Consider the following 19,772-nt stretch of genomic DNA (forward strand, 5'->3'; position numbering starts at 1 on the left):
CTTTCGTGGATGACGTGATTATGATCGGCACCTACAATGCAGAGTAGTCGTTGTCCGGGACGGGCGTCAATCGCGTGTTGGATGCGTTGAATCATGATCAGATGACGACATATCCAACTGCCGCTCGAACCATTGTTCCAGCTCGGCATTCAACTCCGTTTGGCGCGACGTACTATAGCGGATGAAAGGGTCGAAAGCTTGCCACACGTCCAGCTCCACCCAGTCTATGGGAACAAAATCAATGTGCCGCTCATCGCAAAGCGGAAAAATCAAATCCCAATATTCACTGGCAGGCTCGCCCCAGTAGCCACGTTGACTAGGGTCCGCATTATACTTCTGCCAACTGTTCGGTAGCACTTCTCCGCATATGGCATCTGGTTGAAATTCCAAGATCAGCTCGCGTATCCTCTCCAAGCCGAAACGATAGCGCTGGCGCAATGATTCGTCATGAAGAACGCCTAAAATACCGACAGTGGTCACAAATAAAACCCCTTTATTTTAAAATTTGATAAATATCTAATTAGATGAGTATGAAAATGATGTTAGCTGATGAAGGTAAACCTGTCAATGAATATATAAAAGCCGGAAACGCTCAACCAACGAGCGTTTCCGGCTTTTTGCCCTGCGTATGCTGCCAAATGTCCGGCCTCTAGCGTCCAGCCACTTCGAACTCGTCTCCGGGCACCACGACTTTGCCTTTCAAGCCGCGTTCTTCCAACTTGCGCACGAATTGTTCCGCATCCTGCACGATGCCCGGGAATGTACTGTGGTGAATCGGCACGGTCAGCTTCGCGTTGTACCATTCTGCCGCTTGCAGCGCATCCTCCGGTCCCATCGTGTAATGGTCGCCGATCGGCAGGAAGACGACGTCGATCGGGTGGCGTTCGCCGATCATCTTCATGTCGCTGTACAGCGACGTGTCGCCGGCGTGCAGAATGGTCAAACCTTCGGCGAATACGAGGAAGCCGGCAGGCATGCCCGCGTACAGAATTTGTTTCGTTTCTTCAATGACGATGCCGGAGCTGTGAAACGCTTGGACCATCTTCGCTTTGGCGAAGCCAAGATCGAACGTGCCGCCCATGTTCATGCCGACGGCGTTCTTCACGCCTTGCCAGGACATGTACGTTGCAAGCTCGACGTTAGCTACAACCGGTGCGTCGTTGTTGGCGATGGAGAGCGGCGCCGCGTCCAGGATGTGGTCCATATGGGCATGTGTCAGCAGGATAGCATCGGTTTTGATGTCCTCCGGTTTGATTTTGGCTACGGGATTGCCGCTCAAGAATGGATCGATGACGAGCGATTTGCCGCCTGTTTGGATTTGAATGCAGGCATGGCCATGGTAATTGATTTTCACAGTGATCGTGCTCCTTTATACGTGATGGTCAGCTATGTACAAAATGTCCGCCATCTTCAATAGTGACATAAACGGGTGGTCGATTTCAAATTTGGTTGATTGCGGAGGATGAAAAAGGATGACCGGAGTCGAGCTCCGGCCATCCTTGCGGCTGCGTAATGCGATTGCGCTTAGGAGACGGAGCCGTACATTCGCGTACCGCGCGGCTGGCTCCCGTGTTCATCCGGCTCGAGCGTGATGCCGATCGCATCGAAGTCGAGCTTCTTGCCCTGAATCGGCATGGCTAGCAGCCCGATGCCCCTGCTGTTGCTGCCGACTCTAAACGTGCCTGCGCTGCTTCGCTTGCCATCCTTGATAAGCCATACCTGATAGGCTTCTTCGCCAAGCGTCGGGGGAGCGCCGAATAAGTACACGACGAATTGCTTGCTCTGGCCGTTGTCGACGATGCATGCCACCCCGGACGATTCGGCTGTCTCGGGGGCTTGCGACTTCAACGAGACCAGCTGCTTGATGTTGGACGCGGGAACGGACAGCGCCTGCTCCACGGGAAGCGGATCTGCGGCGTGTTCGCTGCGCAGCTGCGCGTTCCAGATCGAGAGCAGCACGATCGCGGATGCCGCGGCCGCGAACAGCGCGAGCATGGGTTTCATTCCGCGCGGAAGCCGGCTGCGTCTCGACTTGCCGGCGCTGAACGGACGCAGGAGGCGATTGCTCTGGGTCTTGCCGCCGTCCGCCGATTCCGCATCCGCTGCGCGTACGGCTTTCATGACCTGCTGTTTCAGGTCCTTAGGAGGTTCCATCATTTCCATATTGGCCGGAAGCGCCTCCCAAACGATATGCAAATCTTCAAGCTCCTGCCGGCAGCTGTCGCAGGTCGGAAGATGCAGCTCGAAAACTCGCTTTTCTTCTTCGCTGCACAAGCCGGCTATATAGCTTAGGCAGTCATCGCAAATGGGCAGTCGTCCTCGTTCCGTCATCCCGTTCCTACTCCTTCCGCGGACAGATGTCTTCGCAATATTTTCAACGTTTGATGCAGTCTGTTCTTGACGGTGCCCAGCGGCTGGTTATAGAGCGCCGCCAGCTCGCTCAGCGTGTAGCCCTGCCAATAAAAGTGCTCCAGCAGCGTTATCTGCTGTTTGCTTAAATGCCGGTATGCGGTGCGGATCTGCTCTCTCACGAATTGATGCTCCGCCTGCTCCTCCGGCGACAGGCTTTGTCCGTCGGGGATGCGCTCGAGGTCTTCCCGCAAGTAATGAAGAACGCCTTTGTTTTCCCTGCGGCGTTTACGCTGCGCGTCCGCCGTAATGTTGCGCACGATCGTGAGCAGCCAATTGATGAATTTGCCCTTACCGGGGTCGTATTCGGCTTCGGTCGTCCACAGCCGCAGAAACACGGCCTGCACGATATCTTTGGCCGCGGCTTCTTCCTTCAGCGACTTCCAGGCAAAGGAATACACGAGTCCCGCATGCCGGTCGTACAGGGCGGACAAAGCGGCATGCTGCTTGCCTTTGATGAGAAGCATCAACTCGTAATCGGACAGATTTTGCATGCAAGGCAGCCTCCAAGACTGGCATGTGATATGGACTTTATTGTAACGGTAAACGGTGAAACGGTAAACGGAGAAACGGAGAAACGGAGGGACGAATAATGAAAGAAACAGCAATACGTCAAGAGTAAGGGCGGACATCAGCCGACGGAGCCTGCGACCGTTAGCCGTCCCGTCTATTTGACGACGTTGATGACGCCGATCATCGCCGGATGCGGCGTGCAATTGTAGCTGAAGGTTCCCGCATCGTTGAAAATAACCGTCTTGGAGGCGTCCTTGGCCAGCAGCTTCGTGTCGAAGACGTTATCGGCCGAAGTGGCCGAATGTTTCACTTCATCGCGATTGATGAACGTCACGCTATCCCCGGCTTTGATATCCAGTTTGTCAGGCGAGAAGGCAAAGTCCTTGATTTCCACGGTGTAGGTTTGGGGCTTCGCCGCCGGCGCGGGATCGGATTTGCCCGCGCTCGTGCCCGTGCCGGGCTGCGGTTTGTCGTCGGAGCCGGCTTTGCCGGTAGAAGCGCCATTGTCGTCCGCGCCGCCCTTGTCGGAAGCGGAAGGATGATCGTCGGAGCCGGCTTTGCCGGAAGAGCCGCCTTTGTCGTCCGTCCCGTTCTTATCCGAAGCGGATGGATGGTCATCGGTCCTGCCCTTGCCCGGGGAGGCAGCCTTAACGCTGCTGCCGCCTTTGTAATCGGTGCCGCTCTTGTCGGAAGCGGAAGGGTGATCGTCGGAGCCGGCTTTGCCGGAAGAGCCGCCTTTGTCGTCCGTCCCGTTCTTATCCGAAGCGGAAGGATGGTCATCGGTACTGCTCTTGCCCGGGGAGGCAGCCTTAACGCCGTCGCCTTTGTCATCGGAGCCGGCTTTGTCCGTAGAGGTGCCCGTTTCATCCGTTCCGGTATTATTCGAAAGAACTGCCGTGTCTCCTGTACCGCCTTTGTTATCCGTTGCGCTATTATTCGAAGCGGAAGGAGCCGGATCGGCCGTGGAAGCTCCGTCGTTACCTGCCGCGTCATTGGAACCTTCGTCATTGGAAGTCCCGACGTTAGAAACATTCGTTTGGTCGTTGGCTGCCGTCGTTTGCGCATCGCCGCCCGCGTTGCCGCTATAGGCGCCGCCGCTGCCGGAATTACTGCCGCATGCCGATAGCACTAAGCAGCATGCGAGCAGCAGCAGGCCGATGCCGATCAGCTTCGAACGACGGCTTAAGGCTCTGCGTTGTTGAATGTTCATCGCGCTTCAACCTCCCATGCCGTTATTTAACGATGATTTGACCTGTCATGAACTTCATATGCGGCTCGCAATAGAAATCGTAAACGCCCGGCTTATCCAGCGTAATGGTGTAGGATTCGCCCTCCGCCAGAAGCGGAACGGCGAAGCTGCCGTTCACTGCGACGGCGCTATGGCTGACTTCGTCCTCGTTCTTGAAGACGATGTGCGAGCCTGCTTCGACGGTCAGCGGGCCCATGCCGAAGGAATATTCTTTGATTTCGATCGTGTATGTCTTCGGAGCCGGAGTCGTCGTTCCCGCGAATGTCGCCGGATTCAACACAAACCAGATATGGTTAACGTCCTGACCCAGCGTATCGCCATGATTGACGTCCTTGATGAAGTAGTAGAGCGGATATCCTTTGAAGGTGGACTGCTTGCTGCCGTCGGCCCGGATGATCGTTCCCCAGTCCGCAGCATTGACGCCGGTAGGAAGAGCGGAACCGCTGGCGTAATAAGCCGGCCAGTTGACGAGGCAATTCCCTTCGCAGACGCTCGCGCCAGGCGTATCTTTGTCAAAATAGTAGAGCGTTCTGCCCGCGGCATCCGTCAAATAATTGCCGAGCGTCTTCGAAGTGCCGAGCATGGCCGCATAGTCCGCTTTGGCGACGAACCACACGCCTCCGACCGCTTCGCCGAGCGTATCCCCAGGCGCGTTATCTTTGACGAAATAATAGAGCGGCCAGCCTTTATACGTCGTTTGCATCGTCCCGTCCGCACGATTCAGCATGCCGAAATCCGCGGCGTTCAACGTGGCCGGAATTTGCAGGTTTTGCGCGGCGTAGATCGGCCACGCCTTCAGGCAGTCGCCTGTGCAGCTGTTCGGGTCCGCAGCGTCTTTCGTGAAATAATAGAGCGTCCGGCCTTGGCCGTCGGTGAACAATGTGCCGAGCTTCGCGTCCTTATGAAGGCGGAGCCGGTCGCCGGACGGCAGACTCGCGGATGCGGACAGAACGCCTTTCGCCTGCAGCGATGCCAGGAACGTCTTGCCGTCCATGGTCTTCGCGCTCAGCGTTTCGATTAACGCGGTCGCGATGTGGGCGTTCGTGATGCCGGCATTGCCGGCGATTTGGTCCAGTCCTTTGCCGGCGGCGAACGTTTCCGTTTGCGCATAGGCGAAATCCGTGCCCGAGCGGTAGCCTAGCGATTCCAGCAGCACTTTGTACAGCTGCTGGGAGCTGATCGGTTCAAGCGGCATGAATTTGCCGCCGCCCGTGCCGTTCCAGCCGAGCTCGGGGTGATCCTTCAGATAACCGAGCACCGCTTGGTTGCTTGCGCCGACAGAAGCCGCGTCGGAGAAATTGTCCGTGCCCTTGTAGGCCATTGCTTCACTCAGATGGCCTTGCAGGCGGAGAGAGATAATGGCGGCTTGGATGCGGGTTGCGCCTTTTGCCAGATAAGCGGCCGTCACGCCATCGCCGTCGCCCAGGAGCAGGCCAAGCTGGCTGGCGGTTTGCGCATCCGTCGTAACCGTCGCCGCGCCAGGCGCTGCGGCCGGGTCGGCGGCTGCCGCATTACTGACGGGAATAAGCAAAACCGCGCAAAGCAAGGCAAGCAAGCCGAACAGTCCGAAACTTTTTCCTTTCATCGATCATTCCTCCTTGGGATGGGTCATCACACAAAGAAACGAACGAAGGGGAAGATCGGTTTGAAGATGAAAGCGTTTATTTTGACATGCGTAAACTGGCGGACTTATTGATGATAGATGGGCAGGTCCCGGGCGATCGCAGGCGAGCGCATCTCGCGATCGCTTGCTCTCGGCAGTTTCCTGGGCTAGAGGTAAGAGGAAAAGTAAACAAGGTGGCAAGAGGTGAAAGGCAAGGAGGAATACCGTGACCCGTGGACAGGGCGGACAATCGCATGCCAATTAACAGCATCCGAATACGTTCCGTTTGAAGAACGCAAACACACCGGCAGACTACGTGATTGAATGGATTCCAGCTGGTGGACGCCACTGCTCCAAACGGATATCGCGGATGTAGGCCATGGCCTGATCCAAGCCGTGACTGCAGTCGACGGAGGTTTGAATCGCTTCATACTGCCGTTCCATGAAAGCGACGAGGGCTGCAGTCACGATAGCGGCGGTTTCGTCATCGGATACGCCGAAGGCCGTTCTCGGATGCGCTGCGCCATAGGCGGCATTCAGTTCTCGCAGTTCGTCCTGCCGGTCACAGGCGAAATGATACAGATGGTACCGCCTGCCGATTCGCTCGAATTCGACCATATACGACGGCCCGTCAACGGAGCGAAGCTTCGTCGTATTCGTAATGCTGACTGCCGCGTCCCCGGCCTTGCTGCTATCGTGATGAATAAAAGCGGACCAAAGCCGGTTTATCTTGGGCAAATACACCGTAACCCTCCTCATTATGACTGCGCATCGATTGGCGTCGCGTTCGGTTTCTTCGGTTAGTATGGCCAGTTTTACGGTTGTATTGCATCGCCTGCGGCAGTATAAGACATCTGAAAGCTGCTGATCAAGCGGCTTTGTTCCGTTGCGGCCAAACGCTTCGATGATCGTGCATAAGCGGCATCGGGAAGCCTCCTCGCCTATTGACAGAATAAGTTGCATAACATATAGTTGTCTTAACAACTAATATAACAACGAGGTGATTCGGATGTCGACCGAAGCTCGGAATAACGGCCACTTGCCGATCGGGTTCGCAATGGGGCTGACGCACCGGAAGCTGTCGGCTTTGTTTCAACACCGTCTCGCAGCCCATGGGATTACGCCGGAGCAGTGGTCCACGCTCAATCAAATCGACCGCGCGCAAGGCTTGATTCAGAAGGAAATCGCGGAACGGACGGGCAAGGATAAACCGACGACGACGCGAATATTGGATCTTCTGGAGAAGAAAGGCCTGATCTATAAGAAAGCCGGCGAACGGGACCGGCGCTCGTTCCTCGTATACAGCACGGAGCTGGGTCAATCCGTCATCCGCGAGACGACTCCGATCGAGGACAGCGTGACGGCGGAAGTGAAGCAAGTGATGTCGGACACGGAATACGAGAAGATGTTGGAGCTGCTGCAGCGCATACAGCTGCATATCGAAAGCAAACTTGCCGTCACTGAACTAGACGACTGATTACCATATATGACGACTATTGGAGATGTGATTATGCAACCAGAAACCGAACATTCAGAACGATCGGAACAAACGAAGACTCCTTTATGGACAAGGCCTTTTATCGCATTGACGGCTTGTTTCTTCCTCTTATTTCTCAGCTTGCAAATGCTGCTGTCTTCCTTCCCCGCGTACGTGAAGGACGAGTTTCACGCGGGCAACGTGCAGGTCAGCCTGGTGACGTCGGTATTCGCATTGTCGGCGATCGTCTCGCGGTTCGCGACGGCTTCGCTCATGCGACGATTTTCGCGGATGAAGCTGCTGCTCGTCGGACTGCTCATTGCAGCCATAACGACGGCCTTATACTCCGCAGCAGGCTCGTATGGCGCATTGCTGGTGCTCCGCATCGGGTACGGCATCGGCTTCGGGATGGCAAGCACGATTCTGCCGACGCTCGTTTCCCGCATCATCCCGCTGCGCCGAATGGGCGAGGGCATCGCTTACTTCGGATTGTCGACGAGCCTGGCCATGTCGATCGGTCCTTCGATCGGATTGAATGTCATGAAGCAAGCGGGGTTCACGGAGCTGTCGATGCTGGGATTGATCGCGTCGGTCGTCATTTTCCCAATATTGTGGCTCTCCCGTTCCAGACAGGACGCAGCGAGCAGCGCGCAGCGGAATGGAAACCATCAATCGGCTCAGGCGGCGGTCAAGCCGCCGTTCAACCCAAAGCTGCTCTTTCCCGCCATGTTGAACGTGTTCTTGTCCATTACTTACAGCGGCTTGCTTAGTTTTCTCGCGCTGTTCGGCGATGACGTGCATATCGAGCAGGTTGGGTTGTTCTTCTTGTTCAATGCGATTACGGTTATTCTCGTGCGTCCATTCTCGGGGCGCATCTTCGATCGCTTCGGTCATGCAGCGGTGCTCATTCCATCAGGCTTGTTCGTGGCAGCTAGTATGATCGTGCTGTCGAATACGCACGCTATGCCTATGCTCATCGTGTCGGCGCTGCTGTACGGCGTCGGATTCGGCGCCATTCAGCCGACGCTGCAAGCGTGGATGCTGCGTTCGTCGACGCCGGAGCAGTACGGCATGGCGAACAGCATGTTCTACAACTCCACGGACTTCGGCGTCGCGATCGGCGCGATTTTGCTCGGGGCGATTTCGGCGGCGACCAGCTACGGCGTCATGTACAAGTATTCGGCAGGCGTGATGGGGCTGTTCGTCGTGCTTGGGGCGCTTCAGTACGTGCTGGCCTCCAAACGGATCAAACGCACGCAAGCAGTGGCCATCGAATCTTAAGTCAGCCAGTTAGGAAACAGATATAACAGATATATGTAAAGCCTCCTGGTGAATCGCGGCTCATGCTGCGGACCAGGAGGCTTTGGAGCGTCATGCCGGAATTACCGGGGCGGATATTTCACGACAGGCCATTTCACTTTGCGCAGCGACTTCATGAGCTCCGGAGAAGCGTTCACGTTGGCTTGCACGAGTTGATGCGGCGTTAATGCCATCCACTGATTGAGCGAAATATCCTCGAAGCGCGGGCTTCGGAACATCTCCAGGAACCAGAGCGTTTCATTGCCCGTGTTTTGCACGTAATGCCCCATTGCGAACGGCACGTAGCCGACGTCTCCCGCACGGTAATCGAATGTTCTTGCAACTCCGTTTCCGGCGAATACCGTCATGCGGCCTTGACCGGACAAGTAATACTGCCATTCGTCGTTGTTGGGGTGCCAGTGAAGCTCGCGCATGGCGCCGGGCTGAATCTCGACAAGCGCCGCGGCGATCGTCTTGGCAACGGGGAAGTTGCTTGAATCGGCAATCCGGACACTGCCGCCGGGCGTCTTCAGCGGTTCTTGCGCCAAGAGCGAGTGCTTGAAGGAGAGCGGAACGGATCCATACGGCGATTGAACTTCCTGGCTTTCCAGCGATCCCGGCACTTGATCGTTGAAAATGTACAGCTGACCGGACGGGATGCCGTCGAAGGCCGATTTCGGGATGCCGAAATTCGCGGCCAATACACTCTTCGGCGTATGCGCGAACCAGTCGGAAATCGACAAGGTATTCAGATCGGAGAAGCTGCCGTCATCGAAGACGAGCAGAAATTCGCAGCCCTCTTCCAAAGCTTGAATCGAATGCGGCAGTCCCGCCGGAAAATACCACAGATCCCCTTGGCCGACGTCCGCGATAAAATTCCGTCCATGCCAGTCGATGGACGTAATGCGGGCGCAGCCGCGAATCATGAACGCCCATTCCGCCTGCTGATGCCAGTGCAGCTCTCGCACGCCGCCTGGCGTCAGGCTCATATTGACCCCGGCCAGCGTCGTGGCGACCGGTAAATCGCGAACGGTGATTTCTCGCGACCACCCGCCTTTGTTCAGCTGCATATGGGTATCGGAGAACGACATTTTCAAATTCGGCAGCAAGCCCGCGTCCGTAACGGGCGGTACGAGCATATCCGGATTTTCCAAGTCGCGCATGACATCGCGAGGGCCGAAATCCGGACCGCCGGCGCCGTCGCTTCGTCTGATTGGCTGAGGAATGTAACTAGGATCAGCGGATTGTTGCACGTTGCCGTTGCGATCCGCACGCTGTCCGCTCGCGGTGTTCGGAGCTGGCTCCAAGTCGGCTTTCATCTTATGTTCCATGCCTCACCCGTTAAAATTTCCGTACCCGTACTCCCAGCCGTTGCCGATGACGGAGGAGTTGGGGTACTGCGGATATCCGAATCCGGGCTGCTGCTGACGATGGCCATGAGGCTGCTGCGGATGATACCCGCCTTGCTGCAGCGGGGCTTGTGCCGTCGCATACGGATGGACGGCCATGCCCGCGACCTTGGATGCGTTGCAGTCTTTCGGAGGCCCGATGACGACGGTCTGGGTAATCGGCGCGAACGTTTCCTTCACTTTGGCTTCATCCAGGCAATAGGTATGCGCGAATACGCTGGCCGGCGTTAAACGCAGTAAGTCCGATCCGGGTATGAATTCAGGCACGGGCGCGTCGAAGATGGCGAGCAGATGCGTATTGTCGACGGTTGCCATCTCGTAATGCCACCAGCCTTGAGGGATATTCGCCACCTGACCCGGTTGGATCGGGATATTGATCAATAATTTCGTAAACGGATTGATGAGGGAGACAAGGGCCGCGCCGGTGATGCAAAAAACGAGCTCAGAAGCATTTTGGTGAACGTGTGGTTCGACGACGTTGCCCGTGCTGAGGTAAATATCGAGCAGCGATACATTGCCGAGGGTGTTCAATTGATTGATGGACAGGGCGTTGATGAAATTGCGCGAGTCTTTCGTGAAGAAATTGTTGTTCTTCAACTCATAAGTAAACTGCACGTTCGGCGAGGTGAAATCCATGTAGGAAACTGCCATGCGAATTCCTGCCTTTCTGTAATGAAATAGGCGATAGCCCGACTGGATAGCTTATGTTCGCTGGGCAGCATTGGTGCGCCAGGCAGCGGAGTTAAAATGGCGCCCGCTGGCAAATACTAAGCTGCCGGGCTGCGAAGGAGTTACCGCTGCGCGTAGCTTGCGCATCGCTTGGCGGAAAAGAGGTCGCATATGAAAGTCAGACGATATTTACATAGCATGACCGGACGCGGGCGGAAGCTCGGATTGGCGTTGACGTTGATAACGGGAGCAGCCGGGCTCGGCTGGGGGCTGCTTCCTGATCCGGCTGCGGCGACCCAGCGTTCGACGCTGGCGATGCCGCAGCCGGACGGCGTTTCCGGTTACCCATCGGCCGATGCTTCGGCGATGCAGGCGAGGCCGGCTGGAATGGAGCGTACGGAAGCGGCGTTCGTCCGAGGAGGCGCATTATGGGTGAAAGAGAGAGGGAAGGAGCGTCAATTAACGCCGAATGGAGGCTATGCGCGCAATCCGGCATGGTCACCGGACGGCCGCTGGATCGCTTACAACGCGGGGCAGGAACAGCGGCAGATCTGGATCGTCGATGTCGGTACGGGGAAAAGCCATCTTGCCGCGCCCGAGGGCGGGAGCGAATTTCAATGGTCGCCGTCGCTGGCGAAGGACCGCCTAGCCTATCTGCAGGAGCAGGAGCTGCATTCGGTAGGAGCGGAAGAGGGCGATGAATCCGTGGATGTGGCCGGGGAAATCGGTAATTTCAGCTGGCTGCCCGACGGCAGCGGATATCTAATATCTTCCGCCGCGCAGCTGCTTCCGGATGGATGGACACCGGTGCGTATCAGCCGGATCATGCTGGCGACGGAAGCTTCGGATCCGGTGCAGGAAGAGCAGCTGTACGTGCTGCCCAAGCAGATCAACGATCTGATCGTCGTCGGCACGAGCACGTTCAAGTGGTCGGCAACCGGCGCCTGGATCGCTTTTCTGGCGACGCCGACCGCTTCTTTGTCCGCCGACAGCAATACGTTATGCGTGTTGTCTCTGGACGGCAAATCGTTTCTTCCCGTTACGCAGATGGCGCGTGACGAACAATGGTTTCAGTGGTCGCGGCATTCGAGCGAGGGAGACCGATTGGCCTATATCGACGGCATCGGCAGAGAGGCCTCGTCCAACAAACGTCTTACCGTTACGCCGGTCCCTGCGCTGCAGCCGAAAGCATATACGCCATCCGGCTTCGTGGATCAGAACTTCGCCTGGTATGGAGAGGATTCGATTCTTGTTTCCCGGGCTGCGGAAGGCGCATGGTCGGGAGATCCCGGGAAGCGGCCGCGGCCTTCGCTGGTGAAAATAAACTTGTCCCGCGCGACGCAGGATATGGTTACGATATCGCCTGAGGGCTGGGGGGATTTCAGTCCGGTTTCGTTGTCCGGCGGCGCAATTGGCTGGGTTCGTTCTGATCGCACCGTCTCGAATGTCATGCTTGCCAAATCCGCGAAGCACGCGAAGAAAGCGCCGGTTTGGATTCAGGGGATCGACCTGGGCGATAATTTTTACGAGCAGTGGAACTGGCTGCCGGTCCTGCGATTTAAGGAAGAAAATAAGGCTGCCAAGTAAAATGCGGGCCTGTTGACATGAAGGGCGGGATTGTTCCCGGCCTCTTCTGTCGACAGGCTTACATTTTTGGCAGCCTTTTTGACGATGAACCTGTTTGCCGATTTAGGAAAGCTTGATGATGGTCAGCGCAGCGCCGGCAGATCCGGCGAGAAGCGTTGCGGCTCCCAGAAGGCCGAAGAACTGCAGCGTAATCGTCGAGCCCGCAGTGAGGTTCAAGATCGCCATATTATTGAATTCGGAAATGGATAGGACCGGCGTGATCGTAGTAGGCGTCGATGGCGTGCCGTTAATGACCAGTCGAGTGCTGAGAAGCAGAGCCGCCGTTAGGTTGGCTTGGTAGGAAACCATATAACTGCCGGCGGACGGGACGGTAAACGTATCATTGGCGCCATTGACGGTAATTCCGCCGTTCAGCACCTGGTTGTTCGGCAAGGCGACGTTAGTTCCGCCAAGAATAACAGCGATAACGGAACCGGCAGTGTTGGCCGCGAAGCTGTTGATGTCCGTGAACACGGTTCCGGTCGCGCCAGTGGCTCCGGTCTCGCCCGTTGCGCCGGTTGTGCCAGTCGCACCGTTGGCTCCGGTTGCTCCGTTGGTGCCGGTTTCCCCAGTCGCGCCAGTGGCACCGGCAGTACCCGTCGCCCCGGTGGAGCCAGCGATTCCGGTAGCCCCAGCGGCGCCAGTCTCGCCGGTTGCCCCAGCTGAGCCTGTTGCTCCGGTAACCCCAGCGGCACCAGTCTCGCCGGTCGCACCAGCTGAGCCTGTTGCTCCGGTAGCCCCAGCGGCGCCAGTCTCGCCGGTCGCACCAGCTGAGCCTGTTGCTCCGGTCGCCCCAGCGGCGCCAGTCTCGCCGGTTGCCCCAGCTGAGCCTGTTGCTCCGGTAGCCCCAGCGGCGCCAGTCTCGCCGGTCGCACCAGCTGAGCCTGTTGCTCCGGTAGCCCCAGCGGCGCCAGTCTCGCCGGTTGCCCCAGCTGAGCCTGTTGCTCCGGTAGCCCCAGCGGCGCCAGTCTCGCCGGTCGCCCCAGCTGAGCCTGTTGCTCCGGTAGCCCCAGCGGCACCAGTCTCGCCGGTTGCCCCAGCTGAGCCTGTTGCTCCGGTAGCCCCAGCGGCACCAGTCTCGCCGGTCGCCCCAGCTGAGCCTGTTGCTCCGGTAGCCCCAGAGGCGCCAGTCTCGCCGGTAGCCCCAGCTGAGCCTGTTGCTCCGGTAGCCCCAGAGGCGCCAGTCTCGCCGGCTGCAGCGAGCAGCAAATAATCCGGCGATGTTCCTGGCGTGCCCGTCGGAGCAGCCACCAATGAAATATACGTACTGCCATCGGAGGTCACGACCTGCCCGGCAGGGTAAGTCGGTGCATTGGCGGGATTGAATGCCGTGATGCCTTCCAGGCCGGCCCCAGTCGGACCTACGGCTCCGGTTGTTCCAGTAGCACCCGTATCGCCAGTCGCGCCAGTCGCGCCGGTCGCACCAGTCTCACCTGTCGAACCCGTTGTGCCGGAAGAGCCTGTAACACCCGTAGCCCCGGTTGCCCCGGTTGAGCCTGTTTCACCCGTAGCCCCGGTTGTGCCGTTGGAGCCCGTGGCACCTGTGGATCCAGTCGCGCCTGCCCCGGTAGCGCCAGTTGCCCCTGTAGAGCCGGTCGCACCTGCTGCGGCAAGGAGCAGATAGTCTGCCGAAGTTCCTGGCGTACCCGTCGGACCAGCCACCAACGCAATATAGGTGTTGCCATCGAATGTGACGATCTGCCCGGCAGGGTAGGTAGGTGCATTGGCAGGATTAAATGCCGTGACGCCTTCAAGCCCGGCGCCAGTCGGACCAGCGGCCCCGGTTGCCCCTACGGCTCCGGTTTCGCCAGTCGCGCCAGTCAAGCCCGTAGCTCCGGTAGATCCCGTGGCTCCCGGATCGCCAGTGGCTCCGGTAACGCCAGCTCCTGTCGCGCCGGTCACCCCGGTCGTGCCCGTCGCTCCAGTCGAACCCACAGCCCCGGTAGATCCGGTAGCCCCCGTAACGCCTGCTCCCGTTGCGCCCGTCGCTCCAGTTTCGCCCGTCGCGCCAGTAGAGCCAGACGCCCCGGTAAATCCCGTGGTGCCTATCGCGCCGATTTCCCCCGTTGCACCTGTCGCGCCAGTAGCGCCAGTCGTACCCGGTGCGCCGGTAGCACCGGTCGATCCCGCAGTACCCGTCGGACCAGTTGCGCCGGCCACGCCAGCTCCGGTAGCGCCAGTATCCCCCGTAACGCCCGTCGCGCCTGCGGAAGCAAGCAGCAGATAATCCGGCGAAGCGCCCGGCGTGCCCGTTGGACCCGCCACCAAGGCGATATACGTGCTGCCATCGAATGTGACGATCTGCCCGGCAGGGTAGGTCGGTGCATTGGCGGGATTGAATGCCGTGACGCCTTCTAATCCGGCGCCGGTCGGACCTGCGCCGCCCGTTGCACCAGTCGCTCCCGTCGCGCCAGTAGCGCCAGTCGTACCCGGTGCGCCGGTAGCACCGGTCGATCCCGCAGTACCCGTCGCGCCAGTGGAACCGGTCGCGCCGCTTCCCGTGGCGCCAGTCGCCCCGGTTAAACCAGCAGGGCCGATCAACCCGGTTGAACCCGTTGCGCCAGTGGAACCGGTCGCGCCTGCTCCAGTCGCCCCTGTCGCCCCAGTCGTACCGGTCGCTCCTGCGGAAGCAAGCAGCAGATAGTCCGGCGAAGTACCCGGCGTGCCGCTCGGACTTGCCACTAACGCAATATACGTGCTGCCGCCGGAGGTGACGACTTGCCCTGCTTGGTAAGCCGGCGCATTGACGGGATTGTATGCCGTGATGCCTTCAAGGCCGGCGCCGGTCGCACCGAGTAGTCCGGGCGTTCCCGTAGCACCCGTGACACCGGTCGCGCCGGTCGCCCCGGCGCCAGTTGCCCCGGTGCCGCCAGTCGCGCCGGTCGCTCCGAGTAATCCTGGCGTTCCCGTAGCCCCAGTCGCTCCAGCTCCAGTAGCCCCGGTGCTGCCAGTAGCGCCCGTCACGCCAGCGGCGGCGATCAACATATAATCCGGCGAAGACCCCGGCGTACCGGTTGGACCTGCCACTAACGCAATAAACGTGCTGCCATTGAAGGTAACGACCTGCCCGGCAGAGTAATTCGGCACATCGATCGGATTGAAAGGCTCGACGTCACCAAATCCCGCCCCGGTCGCCCCAGTCGGTCCTTGCGCGCCTGCCGCACCCGCGGCACCTGCCGCGCCAGCAGGTCCCGCAGCGCCAGCGGCCCCCGCAGGCCCGGCAGCGCCTGGCGGCCCGGCAGCCCCAGGTGCTCCCGGACCTCCCGGAGGACCCTGCGGTCCCGGCGCCCCAGGCGTACCGGGAGGTCCTGCTTGCCCGGGATTTCTGTCAAGCAGCGCGAAGATCGCCGCAAGCTGCTGATCGTTGGCCCGAATGAGCGAGACCAGCGCGTCTTTGTCGGAAGGGGCGATGGCGAACAACAGAATGAACCCGCCAAGCATGTTGAGCAGATCGATGCTGATTACCGAAGCGCCAAGCGGCGAGAATGGCGAGGCCTCCACGAGCGTAATGTGATTTTCAAGCAGCGCAAGCAATGCAGACTGCTCCAGCCGTTCGAAATCAATGTCCAGTACGAGCGTCCGCAGCTCGTGAAGCAGGGCGTTCAGCTGGGCGATCCCGCTTGGCGTCGGAGCGGCGAGGACGGAAGACAGCAGCCCTGCCATTTGGCCAAGCAGCTGCTTCAGTTTGTTAAGCTGTGCCTGCGTCAACGGGATCGAAGCGTCTAGCGGATTAAGGCTGCCGCCTAGAGCATGAAGCCGCGGCCTGTTATCCGGGTCAAGCGGATTCCCGTTACCATCGAACTCTGCCATGCTATTTTCACTCCTCTACCTCAATGCTGTCGGAATTGCGTTAAGAACGGACTCGTTTTCCTGCCAGTCGACCAAGCGGGGATCGGCGAGAATGGAATCGTACTGTTCCTGCCAGCCGTATTGCGCATGGGGATCCAGTTCCGCGTAGCGCGCCGCTTTCAATCGCCTGTCGCTTTCCCTTGCCCAGCCGAAATGCTTCAACCGCAAATGGGACAGCATGGCCGACGAATCGATGATATTCATCGGAAACCGCCCGCAATGCTGCTTCGCTTCGTTCCATTGGTAAGGGAAACCCGGCGTATATCTGGCAAGGAACGGGCGATAGGTCTTATGCGCCTGCCAATAGGCATCCTCGCGGTATTGGTGCTCGTTCCAAAAGTCGTACAGCCTGAACAAATAAGTATTCGCATGCGGATTTGCCAGCAGCGAAGCGATTTCGGCCGCGAAACGATCCTCGAAGTATTCATCCGCATCCAGGTTCAAAATCCATTCCGGCCGCAGCTGGGCCGTGGCGTTCCACTGCTGTCTGCGTAAATCCACTTCGTTCGAGAACAAGGACTTCTCGTTGCGCACGTAATGGAGCGGGATGCCCTCGAGCCGGTCATGAATAATTTCCGCCGTGGCGTCCGTGCTGCCGTCGTCGACGATGACCGCCGCATCGATATATTCGCGGTGCCGGAGCAGCGCCTCTCCCAGATAGCGCCCTTCCTCGTTGCGTGCCGTCATCGAGAGGACCAGCTTCGGGCCCGCGTATTTCATGAAGAAGTACGGAGGACGGCGGCGCTCCTCGTCTTCCGGCGCCGTCACGCGATAATACTGCTGCGCTCTCGGCAAGTCCGTCTCCCGATAGATGTGGAATGCGGGATAGCGGGTATCCACGAACAACCCGATGCCAAGCGAAGCTGCGCGCACGCAAAAATGCCGATCCTCGCCCCAGAGGGACAGGTTCGAGATCGTTTGGAATGAGATCGGCTGCGCAAGCGCCTCGCGTCCGATCAATGTACATGCGCCCAAGCCGCCGACGTCATAGACGCCTGGAATGCGGAGCTTAACGAGCAGCTTCAGCTGTTCCTCACGTGCCGCGTCTTGATCGCCGTCCGACTGCCACGGCCAATAATGGTCTTTCAGCCACACCTGGGGCAGTTCCATGCTTTCGGGATACCATTGCGTCCAGAAAATCGCGGCGACGATGGGCTTCTCCGCCGCAAGCAGCGATTCCAGCGTTTCGGGATGGAGCAGCAAGTCGGAGTCGATGAGAAACAAGGCTTCATACTGTTCTTCCCGGGCGATCCGGATGAAACGGTCTTTCCAATCGGCGACTTTGCCGATCAAGGCATCATTCCAATAATGCGTGATTTCATCTCGTTTATAGTCGGACGACGATGCCAGGCTGCTGGTCAAAATTCTGACCGTCGAGGATCCTTGGGCATTGACGGCATCCGCAAATTGGCCGAGAAGCAGACTGGCGGCGGCATCTTCGTTATCGTCGACAAACACATAATCGCAGGTCCAGGTCGCATGTCGCAGCCTTCCCAGCGATTGGAGAAACAAGACGAGAATTTCCTCCTTCTGGCGGATAGGACTGCCGATGAGAATACGTCGAACGGTCAATCCATCACCTTCCTCTCCAAATTATGGAATATTGAACTTTATGAGCCATAAAGTAGTAATATTCGTGCGGAGCGGGAGGGAAAAGCCGTGCGTGTCCCTTTTGCGAACCGTTGATTCTGTGCGAGTCGCGGTTTGCCCGCCTTCTTTTTTCCGCATGTAAAGGCAATGGAAACCGGATGTTTGGCCTATCCCGGCGCAGGAAGGAGCGCGGTAACGTGATCACCATCAGTTTATGCCTCATTGTGAAGGACGAAGAGGATGTGCTTGCGCGGTGCGTGGATTCAGTAAAGGCCGCCGTTGACGAAATCGTCATTGTGGACACGGGATCGACGGACGCAACCAGAAGCATTGCCGCTGCATACACGAAGTGCGTCTATGATTTCGAGTGGATCGAAGACTTCGCGGCTGCCCGCAATTATGCATTCAGCAAAGCGACTTCCGCTTATATCCTGTGGCTGGACGCAGACGACGTGCTGCTGGAACAGGATTTACAGAAGCTGCTCGCGCTCAAAAGCTCTCTATCGTCCGATGTGGATACGGTTTCGATGGACTATCACTTAAGCAAGGACGAATACGGGACCGTCACAAGCGCCCTTCGCAGGAATCGTCTCGTGAAACGATCGCGCGGCTTCAGGTGGATCGGCGCGGTCCATGAATATTTGGAGGTCTACGGGGTATCTTTCGCATCGGACATCGCTGTCACGCATGCCAGTCTCCGGCACGACAGCGACCGGAACCTGCGTATTTACGAACAGCGGCTGGCAAAAGGCGAATCGTTCGGACCAAGGGATTTGTATTACTACGCCAACGAACTGAACGACCATGCGCGTTACGAACAGGCGATTATCTATTACAGCCGCTTTCTTCTGTCCGGGGAAGGCTGGGTAGAGGATAACATCGCCGCGTGCGGGAAGATGTCGGATTGCTACTCGGCGCTCGGAGCGGTCGACTTGGCGCTGGAATACGCGCTGCGATCGTTCAAATACGGCAGTCCGCGGCCCGAGTTTTGCTGCCGGATCGGGTATTGGCATTTGCAGCGGGGGGCTCACGCAACCGCGGCTTATTGGTACGAAGCGGCATTGACCACGCCTAAACCGGAGCAATCCTGGTCGCTGCAAAACAATTCCTGCTCGACGTGGCTGCCGCACTTGCAGCTGTGCGTGTGTTACGACAAGCTCGGCGATTACGCGAGGGCTTTCGTTCATAACGAACGCGCGCGCGAGTACCGCCCGGAAGACGCATCCGTGCTGCACAACAAGGCCTATCTGGAAGGCGTGCTGCGGCCGATGCTGGATGAGAGAATGGCGGCCGAAGCTGAGCCGGCCGAGGCGGAGCCGGTTGAAGCGGAGCAAGCATCGCGGCCTGAGAAGATGGCTGAGCAGGAGGTGCCGCTATGAGCAGCGGCGGATCGGCGGCGGATGCCGGCCGGCATGCCATGGCAGCCCGCTTCTTCACGGCCTCCGATGAACGCGCCGACAGCTTCGTGTTCCAGCTTCCATCCACGTGGTGGAGCAGGCCGTATGAGTATGCATGGTGCGCCGGATTCGCCAACCCGGACGACGTCGTTCTGGATGCGGCATGCGGCATATCGCACCCGTTCAAGTTCTTTTTGGCCGACCGCTGCAAGGAAGCGCATGCCTGCGACTGGGATGCGCGCATCCTATCGGAAACGGACATTTACATGGACGTGGTTCGCGATTTCGGCAAAGGAGCGGCGGAAATCCTCATGCGGACGTCCGGCTTGAGCGGCTTGCGGCGAGCGCATGCCAGCATTGCGGCGCTGCCGTACCCGGGCGAGTATTTCGACACGATCTTCTGCATCTCCGTGCTGGAGCACCTGGGCGCAGCGGATGTGACGGCAGCGCTCGGGGAATTCGCCCGGACGCTGAAACCGGCGGGGCGGCTCGTGCTGACCTTCGATTATCCGACGGTCGATCTGCATCGTTTCCGGGAGCTTGCGCAGGAGCAGGGGCTGATCATCGCCGGAGGTTTCGCCGATGCGCTGCCAGCGGATGCGGTGACGTCCGAGCTGTGGGGGAGATTGTACTGCTATCGTGCCGTTCTGCATAAACGTCTATATGTGAAATGAGCAGGTTA

Annotated in this window: 16 protein-coding genes; 5 read left to right on the forward strand and 11 right to left on the reverse strand. The window is 58.5% G+C overall.

Annotated features, from left to right (window positions below; translation table 11 throughout):
• Positions 1-66: 66 nt before the first annotated feature.
• From GZH47_RS26755 to GZH47_RS26785, 7 genes are all read right to left on the reverse strand, one after another.
• On the reverse strand, positions 67-480 hold the full coding sequence (locus GZH47_RS26755; protein ID WP_225446231.1) for a hypothetical protein: 414 nt from the start codon (positions 478-480) through the stop codon (positions 67-69).
• A gap of 169 nt (positions 481-649) precedes the next feature.
• Complete coding sequence (locus GZH47_RS26760; RefSeq protein ID WP_162644034.1) at positions 650-1,354, reverse strand: metal-dependent hydrolase; 705 nt, start codon at positions 1,352-1,354, stop codon at positions 650-652.
• Positions 1,355-1,524: 170 nt separating this feature from the next.
• Positions 1,525-2,331 (reverse strand): anti-sigma factor, encoded by an 807-nt coding sequence (locus GZH47_RS26765; protein ID WP_162645460.1) that lies wholly within the window; start codon positions 2,329-2,331, stop codon positions 1,525-1,527.
• The gene (locus tag GZH47_RS26770; RefSeq protein ID WP_162644035.1) at positions 2,328-2,903 is read right to left on the reverse strand and encodes an RNA polymerase sigma factor; all 576 of its coding nucleotides are present in this window, start codon (positions 2,901-2,903) and stop codon (positions 2,328-2,330) included. Before GZH47_RS26770 ends, GZH47_RS26765 begins: the two co-directional genes overlap by 4 nt.
• A gap of 173 nt (positions 2,904-3,076) precedes the next feature.
• Positions 3,077-4,132 carry a cupredoxin domain-containing protein gene (locus GZH47_RS26775; RefSeq protein WP_162644036.1) on the reverse strand — a complete coding sequence of 352 codons (1,056 nt, stop codon included), beginning with the start codon at positions 4,130-4,132 and terminating at the stop codon, positions 3,077-3,079.
• A gap of 22 nt (positions 4,133-4,154) precedes the next feature.
• Positions 4,155-5,756, reverse strand: a complete 1,602-nt coding sequence (locus tag GZH47_RS26780; RefSeq protein ID WP_162644037.1) for a plastocyanin/azurin family copper-binding protein — start codon at positions 5,754-5,756, stop codon at positions 4,155-4,157.
• Positions 5,757-6,086: 330 nt separating this feature from the next.
• A complete protein-coding gene (locus GZH47_RS26785; protein WP_162644038.1) occupies positions 6,087-6,518 on the reverse strand; it encodes a hypothetical protein in 432 nt (143 codons plus the stop codon).
• Positions 6,519-6,783: 265 nt separating this feature from the next.
• Here GZH47_RS26785 and GZH47_RS26790 point away from each other — a divergent pair, with 265 nt between their 5' ends.
• Together GZH47_RS26790 and GZH47_RS26795 are read left to right on the forward strand one after the other, a co-directional pair.
• Positions 6,784-7,251 (forward strand): MarR family winged helix-turn-helix transcriptional regulator, encoded by a 468-nt coding sequence (locus GZH47_RS26790; RefSeq protein ID WP_162644039.1) that lies wholly within the window; start codon positions 6,784-6,786, stop codon positions 7,249-7,251.
• 33 nt (positions 7,252-7,284) lie between these two features.
• The gene (locus tag GZH47_RS26795; RefSeq protein ID WP_162644040.1) at positions 7,285-8,532 is read left to right on the forward strand and encodes an MFS transporter; all 1,248 of its coding nucleotides are present in this window, start codon (positions 7,285-7,287) and stop codon (positions 8,530-8,532) included.
• Between the two features lie 101 nt (positions 8,533-8,633).
• Here the strand turns inward: GZH47_RS26795 and GZH47_RS26800 are convergent, their stop codons facing one another.
• Together GZH47_RS26800 and GZH47_RS26805 are read right to left on the reverse strand one after the other, a co-directional pair.
• On the reverse strand, positions 8,634-9,881 hold the full coding sequence (locus GZH47_RS26800; protein ID WP_225446232.1) for an oxalate decarboxylase family bicupin: 1,248 nt from the start codon (positions 9,879-9,881) through the stop codon (positions 8,634-8,636).
• Positions 9,882-9,884: 3 nt separating this feature from the next.
• Positions 9,885-10,610, reverse strand: coding sequence for a cupin domain-containing protein (locus GZH47_RS26805; protein ID WP_162644041.1), 726 nt, complete (start codon positions 10,608-10,610; stop codon positions 9,885-9,887).
• Between the two features lie 189 nt (positions 10,611-10,799).
• Between GZH47_RS26805 and GZH47_RS26810 the strand changes: the two genes are divergently transcribed.
• The gene (locus GZH47_RS26810; protein ID WP_162644042.1) at positions 10,800-12,215 is read left to right on the forward strand and encodes a TolB family protein; all 1,416 of its coding nucleotides are present in this window, start codon (positions 10,800-10,802) and stop codon (positions 12,213-12,215) included.
• A gap of 102 nt (positions 12,216-12,317) precedes the next feature.
• Here GZH47_RS26810 and GZH47_RS26815 read toward each other — a convergent pair whose 3' ends face one another.
• Together GZH47_RS26815 and GZH47_RS26820 are read right to left on the reverse strand one after the other, a co-directional pair.
• Entirely contained in the window at positions 12,318-16,064 is a 3,747-nt protein-coding gene (locus GZH47_RS26815; RefSeq protein WP_162644043.1) for a BclA C-terminal domain-containing protein, read from the reverse strand.
• Positions 16,065-16,079: 15 nt separating this feature from the next.
• Positions 16,080-17,675 carry a glycosyltransferase gene (locus GZH47_RS26820; RefSeq protein WP_162644044.1) on the reverse strand — a complete coding sequence of 532 codons (1,596 nt, stop codon included), beginning with the start codon at positions 17,673-17,675 and terminating at the stop codon, positions 16,080-16,082.
• A 215-nt stretch (positions 17,676-17,890) separates the two neighbouring features.
• Between GZH47_RS26820 and GZH47_RS26825 the strand changes: the two genes are divergently transcribed.
• A complete protein-coding gene (locus GZH47_RS26825) occupies positions 17,891-19,072 on the forward strand; it encodes a glycosyltransferase (protein WP_162644045.1) in 1,182 nt (393 codons plus the stop codon).
• Entirely contained in the window at positions 19,069-19,764 is a 696-nt protein-coding gene (locus tag GZH47_RS26830; protein ID WP_225446233.1) for a class I SAM-dependent methyltransferase, read from the forward strand. The genes GZH47_RS26825 and GZH47_RS26830 overlap by 4 nt, the downstream gene beginning before the upstream one ends.
• Positions 19,765-19,772 lie beyond the last annotated feature (8 nt).

It is taken from the genome of Paenibacillus rhizovicinus, from assembly GCF_010365285.1.
GTDB lineage: Bacteria > Bacillota > Bacilli > Paenibacillales > Paenibacillaceae > Paenibacillus_Z > Paenibacillus_Z rhizovicinus.